The sequence below is a fragment of the Jutongia sp. SJQ-6 genome (assembly GCF_054161275.1).
The window spans coordinates 571,109-588,448 of sequence record NZ_CP195314.1; the positions used below are offsets into that span (position 1 = coordinate 571,109).

The following is a 17,340-nucleotide window of genomic DNA, read 5'->3' on the forward strand; positions in this document are numbered from 1 at the left end:
TCTTGACAGTAGCAGCACGATGTTATCCCCACGTCAGGCAATGTTATCTGTCATCATGCCCCACATGAAGCATGCAAGTTCCCTTGCGATTGCTGTTTTGGCTACATTATGTTTCTTATACTTATTAAGCACCATCTTGTAGTATCGGCGTCTTAGACGCTCGTTAGCTTTGTCAGCATAAGCGATGACTGCAGGTGTATTCCCTGACTGACGGGACTTCAGTTCTTTGGATTTGAAACCAACCTGTCCTCTTGCATAGCATTGTGACGCTTCTGTTAGGAGTAGCCGTACATGCCTGTTTCCTGCTTTGGTAATTCCTAGTCTGTTCTGATCATCGCCGCTGGAATCTTCACCAGGTACAAGACCGAGGTAAGAAGCAAAGTGCTGGGCAGAAGCAAAGCGCTTGAAATCACCGACTTCAACCAGAACAGAAAGTGCAGTATGTGTCTTCACACCGATGAAGCAGCAAAGCTTTTTCACTGCTTCCTTGTATTCATCCTGTGTTGCAAGCTCCTCAATACGCTTATCCAATCGTTCAATCTTGTCTGATAGTGTCTGGTATGTCAGCAGGTATTCGTCGAGGATCTCCTTGTACAGAGCCTCAGGAGTTAAGGCCTTAAGCCATTTAAGATGAGCTGCTGTCCAATGACTTTTTCCGTCATAGCGATAGTTATGGCGTAAACAGAACGCAAGAATCTGCTGCTTCACTTTTTTCAGTGCTAGTTTGTGATCGTCCCTCATGCGCAGGAATTCTTTTGTTTCTTCATCCTTTGCAGTTGGGATATGAACAGGGCTGTAGTTATGCTGTGCAAGACATTTGGCAATGATTTCAGCATCACGTCTGTCTGTTTTTATACGCTTTTTACTACGCTGTTCAAGCATTGTAGTAGGAGCGAGAATAATGCATTTTACATTGTTCGCCGTTAATTGGTGATACAAAGTATAACCGAAGCAGCCAGCCTCATAACCACATATGAAGTTAGCATCGTCTCCGTAGATGGTTCTAAGAAACTCCAGATAGTTCAGAACTTTTTTGTAATCAGCTTCTGTCCTCTGGTAGTGAGAAGCCTTTTCGGCTTCAATTGTGTAAGCACAAAGTGAAAAACTTTCCTTGTGAACATCCATTCCTACGTAAACTGTGTTATAATTCATTTGATGACCTCCCTTTGTATGCGGTAATCCCTGTTACTATTTGCTTTTGACAATCATTAGTATACAGGTAAATCCACGAAGTTACAAAGTGGAGGTCATTACATATTGTCTATTCTGCAAAAGGATCAACGCAATTTTAGCATCCAATCCTTTCGTAATTTTTTGCTGTTCCATACGATCAAATTTTTCTTTTTGCACAACCTTCTATATCTTTTCCAAATCCAGAATAGTAACATAATGCAATACATCAAATTTCTCCGGCAGTGATTGCATATATTCCCAATGCTCCTGCTCCCATTTCTGAATCTCACTTTCCTTCAGTCCACTCGCTCCAATGCCTCGACATGCTTTCATCCTTCCATGCCATGATTCTCTTGTAAACTGTACCGGCAATTCATATGTTAGCATATTTGCAGCCTTAAACATACCTTCACACCAAGGTGGCTCTTGTAATTCATATCTTGTCACTCTTCCACCAGTCCATGCAGGGTTATATTTCAAAACAAGATCTTCGCTTGTCTTGGCAATCTCACTCTCTTCAGGCAGCCATGCCATAAACAAAATTGCAAAATGACCATGATCCTTTAGCATCTGATGAAATTTAGGCAAGACAATCGATTTGTCAAAATACATAAAACATTGACACGCTGTGATCACATCAAATGTTCTGTCAGGATAATCAACAGCTTCCGCTGATGCAACAATATAATCGATGTCCATCCCCGCACTTTTGCTGAGTTTCTCCGCATACATAATCTGATTTTCTGAGATATCTGCCCCTGTCCATTTTGCGCCGTAGGAATACATATTTCTTGGAATCACACCCGTTCCTGTTCCTAGATCCAGTACATTTTGTCCCTTTACTCCTAGCGATAATTCCGCTAATTTTGCATAAAATTCTTTGGGATAAATATCACGGTACTTTGCATAATCTTCAGAAGATTTTCCCCAGTCAAATGCTTTCCCATGATCAATATTTTTATTAGTTATTTCCATGATATTTCGCCTCCTATATAAAATCTAACTTTGTTGTAACATTTTGATTTTATTATACTGCTAAATTTTTACGCATCCATGTATGCGGACAATATTCATCCATATGAATATCATTCAACCCCGTATAGCCCTGTTTATTATAAAAACCTGCTACACGACATTGCGCAGACAATTCTACCACTTTGCCTCCAAGATCTCTAACTGCTTTTTCTGCGCCCTGCAGCACCTTTTCGCCATATCGCTTCCCACGAAATTCTTTGCGAACCACAATTCTACCGATAACATAGCAGTTCCTCTCTTCTGAAAAAAAGAATCTGCAAGTTCCTACCGGAATGTCTCCTTCAAAAAGCAACACATGTTTAGCAACATCATCTATCTCATCAAATTCATCTTTAAATCCCTGTTCCTTGATGAACACTGCTTCCCGTATTGTCTTTGCTTCCTTTGGTATCTCATCGTAAAGCTTTATAAACATCGTTATCCTCTCCTGTATTGAATAATAGCAACTCCCAGATAAACTGGAGGTTATCTAGTTCTCCTTTTTAAGCAATTTCTTTTTCATTACATTATGTTCAAACTCAACCCACCCTATCTCGATAAATAAAGCTAGCATAGCAATAATCACCTGAAGCAAAATACTATCCAGCTTTTCAATAAAATATCCAAGAACCGATAGTGTAATAAAAAGTACACAACCCAAAATAATAAAATTTCTGCCATGTCTATGGTTCCATTCAGCAACACTCGTCAGTTCATCTTCACGAGGTGGTTTCTCCCCCGTGTTTATTGCTACTGGTTTTTCAGCCCTATACTGACTTATGCCAAGTATAATAAATACAAGTGAAACCAATAATGAAATCACCAAATAAACAATTGTAGCACCCATAACTATCCTCCCGACTTTTATATAGTCTTCCTTATAAAATCTTGTATAATTGACAAAATAGTTTTTGAAAAATATATATTCCCTCCGTGTTCGTCCACATCCTTTATCTCATAATATTCCACACTGTGATTTGTCTCTTCTAATTTTTCAAATAATGTTCTACTATTTTCTACGGAAACAACAGGATCATTTGTGCAATGAAATATCAATACAGGTGGTATTATTATATCTTCGGCAATTAAAGACACACAAGATGCCTTATATGCAATTCCTTCATTTCCCTCAATACTATCAACACCAAGGAGAACTGTTGATGGTCGAACCGACATCCACGATGGCAATGGCTCACTAGAACAAATCAAAATATCAGATGATGCACTCTCCAAAATTACTCCTTTAACATCTGGAATTTCAATCATTCCACAAGCATTGTGTAGTACTGCCATCATAGCCAAATGACCACCTGAAGAATGTCCCATAAGATATGCTTCATTCATGTCAAAGGGAAGATCGAATTCTGATATCTTGCTTGCAACACACTCCATTGCATTTTTGATATCCTCTACCTGCGCCGGAAAAATTGCAATATCAGACTCACGAACCTCAATTGACACAATAGCAACTCCCTGTTTCGCCAACTCCGCCAGTTTCGGAATATCATTATACAGTTCCTGCTTGTGCCATGCAGCTCCTGAAACATAAAAAATAACAGGATATTTCTTTTCAAGTCCTTTTCTCCTATATGGCATGATAACCTGTAAATGGCGCTTGCAATTCCCATAATCAAAATATTCCCAATTCTGAGAATACAACCATTCCAAATCATCAAATTTAACTTCTATTTCCTTCTTCATTTTTTCTCCTTTATCATTCATTTATCTATGCAACACTATATTTCTTATTGTTTTCACTCATTATATAGCACGCTCTCCATTCAACTTGCGTTCCTTTAAATCCAGCCATGCTTTCGCCTTAAATGGAATCAGGCAAGTCGGACTTAATACCGGAATGCCATCAACCATCATTTGTCCAGTTTTTAACAATTCATAGTATAAATCTTTCCTTAAATTTTGTAAATCCACTAACCATTACTCCTGCAACCTTCTTTCCTGCAATTCATCTACTGCTTCTTCAATTCTTTCATCATTTGTATCTGTAAAAGATAAAACAAGTGAAATATCATCAGCACTGTTATCCTCTGAAAATTGTTTTGGGTTGTATGCCCATAATTCAAGTCTGACCTGTTTATCCGGGTCTATCAATTCATCAGTCAGCAAGGCTTTATCATAATATTTCTCACTAATTGCATAGGTAACAACTCGGCTTGGATTTAGCATTGTTTTTTCAGAAAGTGCCGTTTCCCCTGCAAAGACCATATTTTCTGTAACTTGCGTCTTATCTATATATCCTGTTTTTCGAACAGGAGTCGTCAAATATACTTTTGCTTTTTCAAATAATTCATCTCGCTTATATTTTGACTCAATAAACTTATTGACACCTTCTTTTGCTACAAGAAACAAATCTGTCGTTTCCAACTGCTTCACTGCTCTGGTCAAGGTCATTGCTGTAAACGGAAGCACTTTTCCGGCTTCTGAAATATACAATCGTTTTTTCTTACTGTACAGATAAAATAAAAACAACTGCTGCGTGGAGTAAACAAACTTACCCGTCAGCTTTTGGGGTTCTTTTTAATCAGAAAGCATTGTCCCAATGAAAGGAAGAAAGACCTGCTTATCAGTAATAAACGGTATATTATTTTCTATAAGGCTTTTTCTTCGATAATTTGATACCGTTGTAAGTTCAAATACGACTGGCACATTATCAATCTGCTGTATTTTTACAATTTGTTTTTTCAATGCCGGAAGTGTGGCAAGTTCTTCTGTTGGTGCAAGCATTATACAGCGTCTGTTTCCAATATATGCTGTATGAAAATCATAACTCCCTGCAATATAAACAGGCAAAGAATCCTGATGATTCCATGCTTCATATTTTATAGAAATCCCGAATACGCTTGTAAACATATTTCTCCTTCTCCTTTTAACTCAATTTGTTTCATTTTAACTTGGACAATGTTAAAAGTCAAGTTTTTGAGTTATTTTGAATTTATATTTCTTTTTACCGTGACCGGATACTGGTTCAATAATGTTTGCCTTTGAAAGGCTTACCTGAACTTTCTGTCTTTCGTTATAGAATAATGTGGAAGTTTCGGTAACAGAGATATTCTGACCTACATAAGTAAGCTCAACCGTATGTATTTCGCCGCTCACTACCATTTCGTAAGGTGCGGTAATTTCCTTGACCTGCTAAAGTAGCTATCATCAGAAATGTTATTCATAGTCAAACCGGGGCCTCCTTGTGCTTAGAGTATATGAAGTTTTAGCTTTGTCTTGTAGTTTACGAATATCAAAAAATCCCTTTGAGAAAAGGATTTCTCCTCTCTCAAAGGGAAAGTTGGCAAATTGGAAGTTGTTCTCCATCCATCAAACTCAATTTATCTTTGTTTTCATTCATAACATATTTCTCAACACGATACCTGCAAACATACATAAGTTCCAGATAAAATGAATAAGCATTGATAATACAATATTACTGGTTTTTCTGTAATAATATCCACAACTATAACCCAGCATACCATACACCAATCCGTAAAAGATTAGACCATAAATATTTAAATGCATTTTAAACAAATGTAAAAAAGCAAATATTATAGCTGTAACAACATTAATCACAACATCATTTTTTATAAACTTTTCTAAAAACAACCCCATAGCGCATCTATTTACAAGTTCTTCAACTATGGGCGCAAAAATCAATGCCGAAAACAACATTGCTAACATACTATCTGTTGATTGAGAATTGCCAACTGGTATAGTGCTATCAATTTTCTCAAATATCAAGTTCAATAAACTTGACACCAAAACAATTACTATTACTATGCTTAAAGCATCATTAAAATAATACTTCTTAAAGTTTTTAATTCCATTGACTATATATTTTTCCAATACCATAATCCAAGCAAATAATATTACCAAATATATTATCGTCTTTGATATGTAATTAGACATCAATGAAAATAAACCCATATAACCAATCAAGAAAATTAGTAATAGGAAGAATATTATCCATTCATACAATTTTAGTTTTATTTTTTCCATTAATTATCGCCCCACGAATTCAAAGTTTCTGTTCCCTAAAATTTGTTTATCGGGATTTCCCAAATCGCCAAACAACGATTTACCAAACTCTCATCTCAGTTACAAAACAGAATTTTATAAAAAACCTCTTTTCTGTGCCTCTTCTATCAATTTGGGCTGAATCAATGGATAGGTCCAATCATCCACTAACTCATCTGTAAAAATAATTTTTTCTATTTCACTGTGAATTTCTTCAAACAAAAAAATATCCGCAACATATAACATTCCGTAGGATTCATCGTTTTCATTTTTATTTACTCTAGTCTTCCCTTTAACAGAATATACGCAAATAGGCTTAATATTAAAATCAATTGCTCCCGTTTCTTCTCTTAGTTCGCGCTTTGCAGTGTCTAGGATCAATTCTCCTTCTTCTCTATGCCCGCCCGGTATTTCATAAGTATCTCTTTCTTTATGTTTACAAAACCCCCATTTTCCATCAGCCTTAGAAATAATTACAGCAAATTTTAATAAACTGTCATCTACCTCATCATAAAAATTAACTTCCAGCATTTTCTCCTCCATAAATTCAAATAAGTCTCAACAACAAGGAAATTTACAATTTCTTTATAGGATGTCTAATAACCGTTTTCCATTTCTCTGGAGTAACCTTTCTCGCATCAGACAGATATATTTCATGGTGTAATCTTTCTGCATTCATATCATTAACATATCCATTCTGTTCTAAATACGCATCCATAAGCGCAACAGTCGCAGGTTCATCATCAAATGCTCCTAAATGCATAATCTGAACACACACACCTTCCTCAATAGTCATAAACTCTGCCGATGAACAATCCAACTTTTTCTTATTTGTCGCGGTTTCAACTGCTCATTCGAAATCTTCTTTCGTTATGAAATCAGGCAATCGTATAACGGAAATCCAGTTAAATGTAGACTTATCCGTATAATCTACACCATCTGTATTTTCTTGCCACCAGAAACCCTCAAGTGGTGGAACTACATATTCAAAAAATCCTTTGATTTTGTAATCTGTTTTATAACTCATTTTCAGAGTATACGCAACAGCATATAACACACTTATTGCCTGCTGATATGCTCCACCTTCGTCATTTGGATCACCTTTTCCTCTAACTGCAATATAATTTGCTTTAGGAACAATTACAATCTCTGGTTTATTTTTAGGCATATAAAATTCTTTGTATTCTTTCTTAAAATCAAAAGCCATTGCTACCTCCGTAAATTCCGATTGAACAAAATCGCTGCGCGATGGCCTGCCAAGGCTGTGGCGCAGTTTTATTTTTATTAAAAAAGCAGTGGCATTACTTTCCATAATCCGTTATTGTTAAGTTACCACACGAAACAACTGAACTAAGAAAGCTCCACTGCCTATGATAAGAATAACATTTTCCAGTCTCTTCCGCAATCGGAATTATGACGCTCATGCACCTCCAAATAGGTAGATGTAATTATTAACACTACTTATTCTGGAGGTTTTATTATGTATAAAGATATTTTTGAATCCATCCGCAATGAAGCGGAAAAACGTAACCTGCGTGAAAGAACTATTCAACTGTATTGCTCTGATGTCAGTTACTTCCTTCGTTGGATTGGAAAAAATGTTTCTGATCTTACACTCGAAGATGCGGAAAGTTTTCTTACCGCCAAACGTCTGGAAGGCAGGTCGCCTGAAACTCACAATCACTATCGGTCTGCAATCAAGTTCTTATATAAAAAGGTGCTGAAGATTGTCTGGGATGATGACACTGTTCCGGCTATGAAAAGAGAGCGAAATCTTCCTACTGTTCTGTCCCGCGATGAAATAAATGCAATCATTGACGCTACTCCGAATCTGAAACATAAAGCGATTATTGCAACTATGTATTCTTCCGGATTACGTGTGTCAGAGGTTGTTCATCTCCATTATGATGACATTTCCCGTACCAACATGACGATTCATGTTAGGGAAACCAAAAGCAGAATTGACAGATATACGATTCTGTCTCAAAAGAATCTTGACCTTCTCACAGAGTATTGGTTTAAGTGTGGGCGTCCTAAAGATATCCTTTTCCCAAGTTCCTGGACCGGTGGATATCTGGATATAGCCAGTGTTAACCAGTTCTTTAAGAAAAGTGCCAAACTTGCCGGTATTACCCGTCGCGTTTCTTCCCATGCATGCCGTCATAGTTTTGCCAGCCATTTATTCGAAAGTGGTACGGATATAAAATATATCCAGTCACTTCTTGGACATGTTGATCCTCGCTCTACAGATGTTTACCTTCATGTGAGCAACAAGACACTTCTTGGAATCCGCAGCCCATTCGACAACCCGAAAGGTGGTGAATCATGAGTAAAGATTGCACGATTCAGGATGTTTTCCATCGTTTTTATTCATCATTTGAATCCACACATGATATTTCTCCCGCTCAAAGAAAAGCCGCTTACCACATCATGAATTGCAAAACCGGTGCCTTTGGTGTGAATGTAAGCGTATGCGAGGACTGCGGTTGCATATCAGTCCACTATAACTCCTGCCGTGACAGATGCTGTCCTATGTGTCAGGAGTTTCCAAAAGAAAAATGGGTGGATGCACGGCGTGAGGATATCTTAGATGCTCCTTATTTCCATGTGGTTTTTACAGTTCCGGAAGAACTTAATCCCATTATCTACAGCAACCAGAAATTCTTATACACTGCTCTTTATCATGCGGCTTCAGATACTCTCAGTGAACTTGCTGCTGATAGTAAGTATCTTGGGACTGATATCGGCTATATTTGTATCCTCCATACATGGGGAAGCACCATGAATTTTCATCCTCATATCCATGCAATTGTTCTTGGTGGAGGACTGGATGTGAAAAATCATTGGAAAGACAATGGGAAAGATTTTTTTCTTCCGATTAAGGCAATCTCCAAAACGTTTCGTGGAAAATATATGGCTGAACTTAAGCAGCTCTGGGAAAATGACAGACTTGAATTTCATGGATCAGCTGCTCCTTACAAAAACTACTATACTTTCAAGGAATTGTTAAATACCTGCTATGCAAAGGAATGGATTCCTTATTGTAAGAAACCATTTGATGGTGCCGAATCTGTTATCAGATATCTTGGAAAATACACCCACCGGATTGCTATCAGCAACTACCGTATCAAAGGCATGACAGAATCTACAGTTACATTTTCTGCTAAAGATTACAAAAATCAAGGGCATTGGAAAGAGATCAGCATATCCGGCGAGGAATTTATCCGTCGATTTTTAATGCATGTTCCTCCAAAGCGTTTTGTACGTATTAGGCACTATGGTCTTCTTTCATCCAGAAATAAGAAGAAAAAGATTACCCTATGCAGAAACATCCTTGGTTGCAAAAAATATATTTCCAAGCTGAAAGATATGGATGCACCTGCCATTATCCGTCTTCTTTACAATAAAGATATATGCAAGTGTTCTTCCTGTGGTGGTAAGATTATTCCTCTGCCTACAGAACAACATTTTATAAAACCAAAACCACATATGCTCTGTTAACGTATCATAACTGTATATTTTTTTAGCTTCCTTAGGGAGGCTTATTTCTGGTGTCATAATACAGGACTGAATTAAAAATCCTATGTGTTTCTATCTGTACATGCTATACTATCATAGGTAGAGTATCAGAATTAAAAGTCCATATAGAGTTGACGCACTTTGTTCAACCAGGAAAAATCGAAATTGATGCAAACGAAAGGACAGTTAATGAAAATCTCAAGACTGTTTTTTCGTTTGCACCATATTCGATTCTTTCCTTAACGATTTGTACATATTCTATCACACATTCATCTTTCCCACAATCACTTATTTTCCACCCATCCACTGAGGAAACTAATCTTCGGACATTATATTTCGTCCTTCCCGCTCTCTTATCATACACCATCCGGTATAACACAGATTACCTTCCTCAATGCACCTTCAAAATCTCCCTATAAACAGATGCATGGTTCGCGGGCGCGCTCAGATGCTTACGAGCAAACTCGACGCATCTTCACTTTGCCTTCGCGCAAAAGATTGAAAGAGCAGCCAAATCAGCCACTCTTCCTTATGCTTTCTATATCTTTGAAGTTTGAATGTCTCCGCTCTGCTTCGGTCGGTGCAAAACGGACATCCACCGGATGTCCTGCACCCTATTTGTGGTAGGGTTCCCCGTTCATGATCCGATACGCCCGGTAGATCTGCTCCAACAAGATCACGCGCATCAACTGATGCGGAAACGTCATTTTAGAAAAGCTGATCTTCTCCTGCGCTAACGATAAGATCTCAGGAGCAAGTCCGATCGAACCACCAATGATCAACTGCAAATGGCTTTCCCCTTTCAGTCCCAAATCATGGACATGTGCAGAAAAGTCCTCGGAGGAATATTGCTTACCGTCTATGGCAAGTGCTATCGTATAAGCATTATCTTTTATGTATTTTTTGAGCCGCTCTGCCTCCTTGGCGCGTATGAGTTCTTCTTCATGCGCACTGGCATGATCCGGTGTTTTTTCATCTGCAACTTCGATGATCTCCAGCTTGCAATAACGACTCAATCTCTTGCTGTACTCTTCAACCGCTCCCCGAAAAAATTTTTCTTTGATCTTTCCAACGGTTAATATCGTAATTTTCATTGATGTGTTTTCTCCTCAATCGCTAAACTAATGCAAAGAGCCTGATCGATCTTTTGCAATATGTCCTGATCCAAATGACAAACCTTTTCTCGAAGCCTTGATTTATCAATGGTTCGGATCTGCTCCAAAAGAATAACAGAGTCTTTACTAATATCATATTTTTTCATGTCCAACGATATATGCGTTGGAAGTTTTGCTTTGTTCATGCGGGATGTAATAGCTGCACAAATGACCGTTGGGCTGTGTCGATTTCCCATGTCATTCTGTATAATAAGTACCGGTCTGACCCCGCCTTGTTCCGAACCCACTACCGGTCGTAAATCTGCAAAAAATATGTCTCCACGTTTAATAACCAAAACGTTCACGCTCCATTCCTAAAAGTTTTTGTGGCTTATTTCCTATCTTTACCAGTTTTTTGAAAAGTATTCGTAAACGTTTTCTTTTGTTGCTATTAATCGTCCCATCTTCACAAAAAGCAAGAACGGACGCTCTCTTAATATTCCGGATAATAATCTTTGGTCTCTACTGCTTTACCGTTTTGATAGAATACCCTAGGAACTCGTCGTCCGACATCACAGACAAATTCATAATTGAAAGAACCGGCAAGCTCTGAGACTTCTTCTATTGACAAGATTTCTCCCTCCTGCTCTCCAAAAAGCATACATTCGTCACCTTCCGCTGTTCCCGGAATATCAGTGACATCCACCATAAACTGATCCATACAGATGCGTCCCAAGATTGGTGCTCTCTGTCCGTGAATAAGGACACATCCCTTACCAGACAAAGAGCGGGCATAACCATCTGCATATCCAACCGGAATCGTTGCAACCATCGTTGGTTTCGTGGTCGTATACGTTCCACCATATCCAATCTCGATACCTGCTTCCAGCTCCTTGACATAGGAAACATAGGTCTTCCACTGCATAGCCGGCTCAAGCGGCAGCCGCTCCTTATTCACTTCTTCCGAAGGATATAATCCATATAGACAGATTCCATCTCGAACCATATCTTCATTCACTTTTGGCATTTCCATAATACCGGCACTGTTTGAAATATGTTTTACCGGGATTTTCACCCCTGCCTGTTCCATTTTATGGACAAATGTTTCATAGCGCGAAAATTGTTGTTCCGCTTTTGTCTTATCTTTTTCATCCATGCGTGCAAAATGTGAAAAGCAGCCCTCTATCTCGATCTCCGGGAGCTGATTTATCTTGCATATCGTCTGCAGACTCTCCTCGGTCAAAGCAAACCCGATGCGGCTCATCCCCGTGTCCAGACTGATATGTATTTTTGCCTTTTTTCCTAGTTGAACCGCTGCATCTGACATTTTCTTTGCCATATCATATTGAAATACGGCGGTCGCAATGTCATATTCGATCATACTCGGATATAGCGGTGCCGGCGTAAAACCAAGGATTAGGATCGGCTTAGTGATCCCTGCCTGACGAAGCTCAATTCCTTCTTCCAAAATTGCAACGCCATAAGCATCTGCAATGGGATCTAATACTTTAGCGACGGGTATTGCACCATGACCATATGCATCAGCCTTAACGATCGCCATAAACTTTGTACCCGGCTTAGTAAGTTTCTTTGCATTTTCTGCATTTTTATAAATAGCATCCAAGTCTATATCTGCCTGCACGCGATAATATGTTTTCATGAGTTGCCTCCAATCTTCGGTATCATTTCTAATATGTCTCTCGCCAGCATACAATGCGGCGGTGCGCTCTCGCAATACTGCTCCGCTGTTAATCCATGCATATACACTGCCAGCGTAGCTGCCGTTCTCTGTGTGCATCCTTGTGCCAATAATCCGCCGATCATTCCACTTAGCACATCTCCGGATCCACCTGTAGATAAGGCGCTGTTGCCCGATAAATTAATATAGAGCCAATCACCATCACTGACCAGTGTTCTCGCATCTTTGAGCACAATTGTCGCTCCCGCCTGCTGTCCCATAACTGCCGATGTCATATCGTCCGCAATCTCCTGAACACTCTTCCCGGATAAACGACTCATTTCCCGCAAATGTGGAGTCAGAACATACTGTCTGCCAAGTGTAGAATACAATCCCTTTTTGGCTAAAAGATTTAACCCATCTGCATCAATTACAACCGGCAGCTCAGGCAGTTTCTTTGCTTCCTGCAGCACCAGATCCAGCAATCTCTCCGCTCCGGCTTCCTGCCCCAATCCCGGACCGATCACGACCGCTGCTGCTTTATGTATCGCTGCGGTAATGTCTGCTTCCTGCTCCGCCGTCACATTTTCCGACCAGCCGGTAACAATAGCTTCCGGCAATTTTATACGGATGACCTCTGCATTTTCCTGCGCTGTCACAATATGCACCAGTCCACACCCCATACGATAGGCTGCCTCACCGGAAAGATAACAGGCTCCGCTCATATCCTTGGATCCGGCAATGACAACAACACGTCCATAACTTCCTTTGTTTGAACGTTTCTTTCGATTTGGAAAATATACCGAAAGGTCTTCTTTGGTATACGTAAACGTCTGTGACTGCTTCATCACTCTCTCTGTTACCATTTCCGGAAATCCAATATCCGTTACCACTACCTGTCCCGCATACTCCGTTCCCGGATATAATACCAGCCCACGTTTATTATGTCCAAAAGTTACTGTTATCGTTGCTTTTACAGCTGTTCCTAATACCGCACCGGTATCCGCACTAATGCCGGATGGAATGTCCACAGCCAAAACATCTGCAGCACTTCGATTGATCGCGTTAATATAATCGGCAATCACACCCGTTACATCTCTCGATAATCCAATGCCAAAGATTGCATCCACGATAATACTATATTCTGAAAAACTCGTCTCTGTGAATGTCGTTTCCCCAGTAAGGTTGTCCCAAAAGACGGACACACCAAGATGTCTTGCAATGGAGATCTGCTGTTTCATCTCTTCTGAGCAACGTTCTTCCTGTCCCAAAACAAGGACTCTAACAATATAACCGGCATCCCGCAGCATACGCGCAGCAGCCACACCATCTCCACCGTTATTGCCTGTCCCGCATACAACCAGTATACGGTCCTGCTTTTTATCTGCCTGTGCCATAATACAACTCGCCACAGACATCGCTGCCTTTTCCATCAAAACCATAGATGGAATTCCGATTTCCTGTATGGAGCAACGATCGATCTCTCTTGCCTGACTACCATTTACGATATATTCCATTCTAATCTTGCTTTCCTTTCTCGATTATCTACCGCTTGAAATTGCCGTTGCATACGCAATCGCCATTTCTTTCGTATCTGCAATAGATAATAGGATTTGGTCAATTCCCAGATCTAATGCTTTCTCTTTAGCCCTGCTAAACAGCGTCACAGTCGGTCTTCCACTCGGATCACGCAATATATTGATCTCTATCGGTGAAATTCCCGTAAATCCCGTACCCATCGCTTTCACGACAGCTTCTTTTGCAGCAAAGGTCGTTGCCGCACGAGCTTCTTTGCGAGCAATAAGCTGCTGCTCCTCTTCCGTGAAATGACGTTTTCGAAAACTTTCTTTGCTGTATGCAGCCAGCACCCGGCTGATCTCTATCATGTCAACGCCAATGCCAACAATCTCACTCATTGTTTCCTCCAGCATCCAAATGATTTTCTTCCATGTTACCACGCCATACTCTGTGATCCCGGTCAAATATTTCTACGACGTCCGGTCCCAACAGATTATGCATATATTTATATACTTCCGTGTTACGCATCTCCATATCCTGTTTATGGAGGATTGTATTCTTGAGCTGTTCTCTAAGGGCAGTGATCTCCGCCTCTGCCTGCTCGATCCGCTCTGTATTTTCAGATAACTCTGTATAACATACCTGCATGCAGGCAATCAATAATTCATGATTTTTTGCTGCTATTTCTGCAGGAAATTGAAACTTATCTTCTTTTGCTTTGGCGATCTTATCATTGATTTCTTCGATCAACTGCTTATTCTTTTCTTGTTTGCGCACACGGATCGGGCTGTCAAACTCATGACCATCTGTCATATTATCAATAACATTCTGCATCAATACTTTCTTTGCCTTTTTGTAATCCAACAGATCATTGGCAGTCTGCCCCTGCTTTTCGATCAAACGGTTTAGTTCTTTTTCCAAGCGCTTAATCTCTCTTGTTTTGCGAAAATCCGGAAACAACGCATGCCATTTTGCATCTAACGTCAGCAATGGAATCTTCTTACCCTGCAATGCCTGCATATATCGTAAGGCCCGCTCTGCGTCTTCTGCCTGCGCCTTGCGTCTGCGTCTTCGATCTGCCATAATCTTCCCCCATTTCTGCGCTTGTAAAAAAGCAAAGCAAACGCTTTGCTTTGCAAGAATTGCTAAAGCAATTCTTGGTGGCATATCACCACACTACGAGCATTGTCTTATAAACTAAATAACGCCAAATTATCTGCTCTTTATTATAAAACTGCCTATCCAATAAGTCAAACTTGCCACCCCAATTTATTTCCTGTATAATTAACTCAAACTTCCCATACTGGAAGTTATTGCATAACCACATATTACTTATTATGTCAGCAATGAATAAACTATTTTGCAGCCAATACATTAAATTATTCTGCCATCAGAGAACTAAGATAATTGCCGCAGAACGCAATGTTTTTACGTGATTTCTTATTTTGTTAAGTCTCTGATGTATACATGCCTGAAAGAATGTTTGAGATGTCCCGGTTTAGCAAGGTATCATTCATTTTTGGTCGGGACGCTTTCGCTACGATGCGCTACGTCACGTTACTTAATGTCTCTGAAATACGAGACATAAGTAACGACGAGCGCAAAGTCCCTTTCAAAAATGATGAATACCTTGCTTCCGGAACATCGAGTTCTCTGTAAGGCATGTAAATCGTCCATCAGAGACAACAAAATTTAGAAATCACTGTTAAAACAAAATGCGGCAAGGCAATTACTATAGTTCTCTGATGGCAGAACTTGCTCTTTGACGGCTGCAAAATGCTATATAGTCATTGACATAATAAGTAATATGTGGTTGGGTGAAATGTTGAGTTATGGGAAGTTTGAGTAATTAAGTCAAATACTTTTGCTCATATATGGGCATCACTACGAAGAAAGAAAGGTTAGGTATTCATTCATGACATTAGAATGTGCAAAGCAAAAATTACAGCAGTACGGTCAGGAACATCTTCTGAAATATTTTGACACATTATCTGAGACACAAAAAGAAGCTTTATTACAGCAAATTGAAGAAACCGATTTTTCAGTACTGAATAAGATTGGCAGCAACGAAGAAGAATCTTCTACCGGTACGATCACACCGATCCGTGCACTTAGACTACAAGAAATCCATGCAAACGAGGACAAATACCGTGAAACCGGCCTGTCAGCGATCCGCTCCGGCAAAGTCGGTGCTGTTTTATTGGCTGGCGGCATGGGTACACGTCTCGGCTCTGATAATCCAAAGGGAATGTATGATATTGGCGTCACCAAGCCAATGTATATCTTTGAACGTCTTATCTGCAATCTGATGGATGTTGTTCGGGAAAGTGGTGAGTTTATCCATTTATTTGTAATGACCAGCGATAAAAACCATACAGCGACAACGACATTTTTTAATGAACAGAACTTCTTTGGTTACAAAGAAGATTATATTCATTTCTTTAAGCAGGATATGGCACCTGCTGCTACGTATGATGGAAAGATCTTTTTGGAAGAGCCTTACAAATTAGCCACCTCTCCAAACGGCAACGGCGGCTGGTTCTCTTCCCTCAAAAATGCCGGATTATTAGATCTGATCCATGAAAATGGTATTGAATGGCTCAATGTATTTGCAGTGGATAACGTATTACAGCGCATTGCTGACCCGTGCTTTATCGGTGCAACGATCACAGAAAACCGCAGCGTTGGTGCTAAGGTAGTCTGCAAAAATCATCCGGATGAAAAAGTTGGCGTTATGTGCTTAAAAGACAATCATCCATCTATCGTTGAATATTATGAATTGACACCGGAACTTCGTGATGCTGTCGATGAAAACGGCGAGCCTGCATATAATTTTGGTGTCATCCTCAATTATTTGTTCAAGGAGTCTGAATTGGAAGATATTTGCGAAAATACGCTTCCGCTCCATATTGTCGAGAAAAAGATTCCATATATTGATGATACCGGAACATTGATCAAACCGGAAGAACCAAACGGCTACAAATTCGAGACGTTGATCTTGGATATGATCCAGATGATGGACACCTGTCTTCCATTTGAGGTAGAGCGTGACAAAGAGTTTGCTCCGATCAAAAATAAGACCGGTATTGATTCTGTGGAATCAGCCCGTGCTCTATTAACAAAAAATGGTGTTACTCTGTAATGCGATTCCATATATCGAATCATTGATCAAAAGAGCAAAACAAACGTTTTGCTCTGCAAGAATTGCTTTAGCAATTCTTGGTGGTATAACGCAACATAACAGCAATTTCCTATTCCTAAAAAAAATTCGACAGGATGTAAAGACATCCTGTCGAATCTTTTTCTGCACATATCGTAACTCAA

19 protein-coding genes and 1 pseudogene are annotated in these 17,340 nt (G+C 39.6%); 3 read left to right on the forward strand and 17 right to left on the reverse strand.

Translation table 11 applies throughout. The annotated features are described in order from the left end of the window. Positions 1–33: 33 nt before the first annotated feature. The 11 genes and pseudogenes from ACSAJE_RS02635 to ACSAJE_RS02685 form a co-directional block, all read right to left on the reverse strand. Positions 34–1,152 (reverse strand): IS110 family RNA-guided transposase, encoded by a 1,119-nt coding sequence (locus ACSAJE_RS02635; RefSeq protein WP_458008882.1) that lies wholly within the window; start codon positions 1,150–1,152, stop codon positions 34–36. Positions 1,153–1,356: 204 nt separating this feature from the next. After that, positions 1,357–2,148 (reverse strand): class I SAM-dependent methyltransferase, encoded by a 792-nt coding sequence (locus tag ACSAJE_RS02640; RefSeq protein WP_458009608.1) that lies wholly within the window; start codon positions 2,146–2,148, stop codon positions 1,357–1,359. Between the two features lie 52 nt (positions 2,149–2,200). Next, positions 2,201–2,623 carry a GNAT family N-acetyltransferase gene (locus ACSAJE_RS02645; RefSeq protein WP_458009609.1) on the reverse strand — a complete coding sequence of 141 codons (423 nt, stop codon included), beginning with the start codon at positions 2,621–2,623 and terminating at the stop codon, positions 2,201–2,203. Positions 2,624–2,677: 54 nt separating this feature from the next. After that, the gene (locus ACSAJE_RS02650) at positions 2,678–3,034 is read right to left on the reverse strand and encodes a hypothetical protein (protein ID WP_118507799.1); all 357 of its coding nucleotides are present in this window, start codon (positions 3,032–3,034) and stop codon (positions 2,678–2,680) included. A 17-nt stretch (positions 3,035–3,051) separates the two neighbouring features. Beyond that, positions 3,052–3,888: an alpha/beta hydrolase fold domain-containing protein gene (locus ACSAJE_RS02655; RefSeq protein ID WP_182434253.1), complete on the reverse strand. Its 837-nt coding sequence runs from the start codon at positions 3,886–3,888 to the stop codon at positions 3,052–3,054. Positions 3,889–3,948: 60 nt separating this feature from the next. Then, complete coding sequence (locus ACSAJE_RS02660; RefSeq protein WP_458009610.1) at positions 3,949–4,116, reverse strand: hypothetical protein; 168 nt, start codon at positions 4,114–4,116, stop codon at positions 3,949–3,951. 6 nt (positions 4,117–4,122) lie between these two features. Then, positions 4,123–4,569: a hypothetical protein gene (locus tag ACSAJE_RS02665; protein ID WP_458009611.1), complete on the reverse strand. Its 447-nt coding sequence runs from the start codon at positions 4,567–4,569 to the stop codon at positions 4,123–4,125. Between the two features lie 153 nt (positions 4,570–4,722). Continuing rightward, a complete protein-coding gene (locus tag ACSAJE_RS02670; protein WP_458009612.1) occupies positions 4,723–5,055 on the reverse strand; it encodes a hypothetical protein in 333 nt (110 codons plus the stop codon). 486 nt (positions 5,056–5,541) lie between these two features. Then, positions 5,542–6,189 (reverse strand): CPBP family intramembrane glutamic endopeptidase, encoded by a 648-nt coding sequence (locus tag ACSAJE_RS02675; protein ID WP_458009613.1) that lies wholly within the window; start codon positions 6,187–6,189, stop codon positions 5,542–5,544. Positions 6,190–6,303: 114 nt separating this feature from the next. Next, complete coding sequence (locus ACSAJE_RS02680; RefSeq protein ID WP_458009614.1) at positions 6,304–6,738, reverse strand: NUDIX hydrolase; 435 nt, start codon at positions 6,736–6,738, stop codon at positions 6,304–6,306. Between the two features lie 43 nt (positions 6,739–6,781). Beyond that, a pseudogene (locus tag ACSAJE_RS02685) lies at positions 6,782–7,414 on the reverse strand (GyrI-like domain-containing protein). A gap of 273 nt (positions 7,415–7,687) precedes the next feature. Between ACSAJE_RS02685 and ACSAJE_RS02690 the strand changes: the two are divergent. Further along, the gene (locus ACSAJE_RS02690; RefSeq protein ID WP_458009615.1) at positions 7,688–8,536 is read left to right on the forward strand and encodes a tyrosine-type recombinase/integrase; all 849 of its coding nucleotides are present in this window, start codon (positions 7,688–7,690) and stop codon (positions 8,534–8,536) included. Continuing rightward, a complete protein-coding gene (locus tag ACSAJE_RS02695) occupies positions 8,533–9,708 on the forward strand; it encodes an IS91 family transposase (protein WP_458009616.1) in 1,176 nt (391 codons plus the stop codon). Before ACSAJE_RS02690 ends, ACSAJE_RS02695 begins: the two co-directional genes overlap by 4 nt. 632 nt (positions 9,709–10,340) lie before the next feature. On the opposite strand, the gene rlmH is transcribed toward ACSAJE_RS02695, so the two are convergent. From rlmH to ACSAJE_RS02725, 6 genes are all read right to left on the reverse strand, one after another. Then, positions 10,341–10,820 (reverse strand): 23S rRNA (pseudouridine(1915)-N(3))-methyltransferase RlmH, encoded by a 480-nt coding sequence (gene rlmH / locus ACSAJE_RS02700; RefSeq protein WP_022024930.1) that lies wholly within the window; start codon positions 10,818–10,820, stop codon positions 10,341–10,343. Then, a complete protein-coding gene (locus tag ACSAJE_RS02705; RefSeq protein WP_118507059.1) occupies positions 10,817–11,176 on the reverse strand; it encodes a type II toxin-antitoxin system PemK/MazF family toxin in 360 nt (119 codons plus the stop codon). Before ACSAJE_RS02705 ends, rlmH begins: the two co-directional genes overlap by 4 nt. Positions 11,177–11,313: 137 nt before the next feature. Next, positions 11,314–12,480: an alanine racemase gene (gene alr / locus ACSAJE_RS02710; RefSeq protein ID WP_458009617.1), complete on the reverse strand. Its 1,167-nt coding sequence runs from the start codon at positions 12,478–12,480 to the stop codon at positions 11,314–11,316. Beyond that, a complete protein-coding gene (locus ACSAJE_RS02715; protein ID WP_458009618.1) occupies positions 12,477–14,015 on the reverse strand; it encodes an NAD(P)H-hydrate dehydratase in 1,539 nt (512 codons plus the stop codon). The genes alr and ACSAJE_RS02715 overlap by 4 nt, the downstream gene beginning before the upstream one ends. A 24-nt stretch (positions 14,016–14,039) precedes the next feature. Beyond that, positions 14,040–14,414, reverse strand: a complete 375-nt coding sequence (gene acpS / locus ACSAJE_RS02720; RefSeq protein ID WP_458009619.1) for a holo-ACP synthase — start codon at positions 14,412–14,414, stop codon at positions 14,040–14,042. Then, a complete protein-coding gene (locus ACSAJE_RS02725) occupies positions 14,407–15,099 on the reverse strand; it encodes a hypothetical protein (protein WP_118690452.1) in 693 nt (230 codons plus the stop codon). Before ACSAJE_RS02725 ends, acpS begins: the two co-directional genes overlap by 8 nt. An 832-nt stretch (positions 15,100–15,931) precedes the next feature. Here ACSAJE_RS02725 and ACSAJE_RS02730 point away from each other — a divergent pair. Then, positions 15,932–17,158, forward strand: coding sequence for a UTP--glucose-1-phosphate uridylyltransferase (locus ACSAJE_RS02730; RefSeq protein WP_458009620.1), 1,227 nt, complete (start codon positions 15,932–15,934; stop codon positions 17,156–17,158). Positions 17,159–17,340: the final 182 nt, after the last annotated feature.

Bases quoted from the DNA above. Each gene is read 5' to 3' on its own strand.
- ACSAJE_RS02650 (WP_118507799.1), bottom strand. From the start codon at position 3,034: ATGGGTGCTACAATTGTTTATTTGGTGATTTCATTATTGGTTTCACTT.
- ACSAJE_RS02670 (WP_458009612.1), bottom strand. From the start codon at position 5,055: ATGTTTACAAGCGTATTCGGGATTTCTATAAAATATGAAGCATGGAAT.
- ACSAJE_RS02675 (WP_458009613.1), bottom strand. From the start codon at position 6,189: ATGGAAAAAATAAAACTAAAATTGTATGAATGGATAATATTCTTCCTA.
- ACSAJE_RS02690 (WP_458009615.1), top strand. From the start codon at position 7,688: ATGTATAAAGATATTTTTGAATCCATCCGCAATGAAGCGGAAAAACGT.
- ACSAJE_RS02695 (WP_458009616.1), top strand. From the start codon at position 8,533: ATGAGTAAAGATTGCACGATTCAGGATGTTTTCCATCGTTTTTATTCA.
- alr (WP_458009617.1), bottom strand. From the start codon at position 12,480: ATGAAAACATATTATCGCGTGCAGGCAGATATAGACTTGGATGCTATT.
- ACSAJE_RS02655 (WP_182434253.1), bottom strand. From the start codon at position 3,888: ATGAAGAAGGAAATAGAAGTTAAATTTGATGATTTGGAATGGTTGTAT.
- ACSAJE_RS02730 (WP_458009620.1), top strand. From the start codon at position 15,932: ATGACATTAGAATGTGCAAAGCAAAAATTACAGCAGTACGGTCAGGAA.
- rlmH (WP_022024930.1), bottom strand. From the start codon at position 10,820: ATGAAAATTACGATATTAACCGTTGGAAAGATCAAAGAAAAATTTTTT.
- ACSAJE_RS02645 (WP_458009609.1), bottom strand. From the start codon at position 2,623: ATGTTTATAAAGCTTTACGATGAGATACCAAAGGAAGCAAAGACAATA.
- ACSAJE_RS02640 (WP_458009608.1), bottom strand. From the start codon at position 2,148: ATGGAAATAACTAATAAAAATATTGATCATGGGAAAGCATTTGACTGG.
- ACSAJE_RS02725 (WP_118690452.1), bottom strand. From the start codon at position 15,099: ATGGCAGATCGAAGACGCAGACGCAAGGCGCAGGCAGAAGACGCAGAG.
- acpS (WP_458009619.1), bottom strand. From the start codon at position 14,414: ATGAGTGAGATTGTTGGCATTGGCGTTGACATGATAGAGATCAGCCGG.
- ACSAJE_RS02635 (WP_458008882.1), bottom strand. From the start codon at position 1,152: ATGAATTATAACACAGTTTACGTAGGAATGGATGTTCACAAGGAAAGT.
- ACSAJE_RS02715 (WP_458009618.1), bottom strand. From the start codon at position 14,015: ATGGAATATATCGTAAATGGTAGTCAGGCAAGAGAGATCGATCGTTGC.
- ACSAJE_RS02680 (WP_458009614.1), bottom strand. From the start codon at position 6,738: ATGCTGGAAGTTAATTTTTATGATGAGGTAGATGACAGTTTATTAAAA.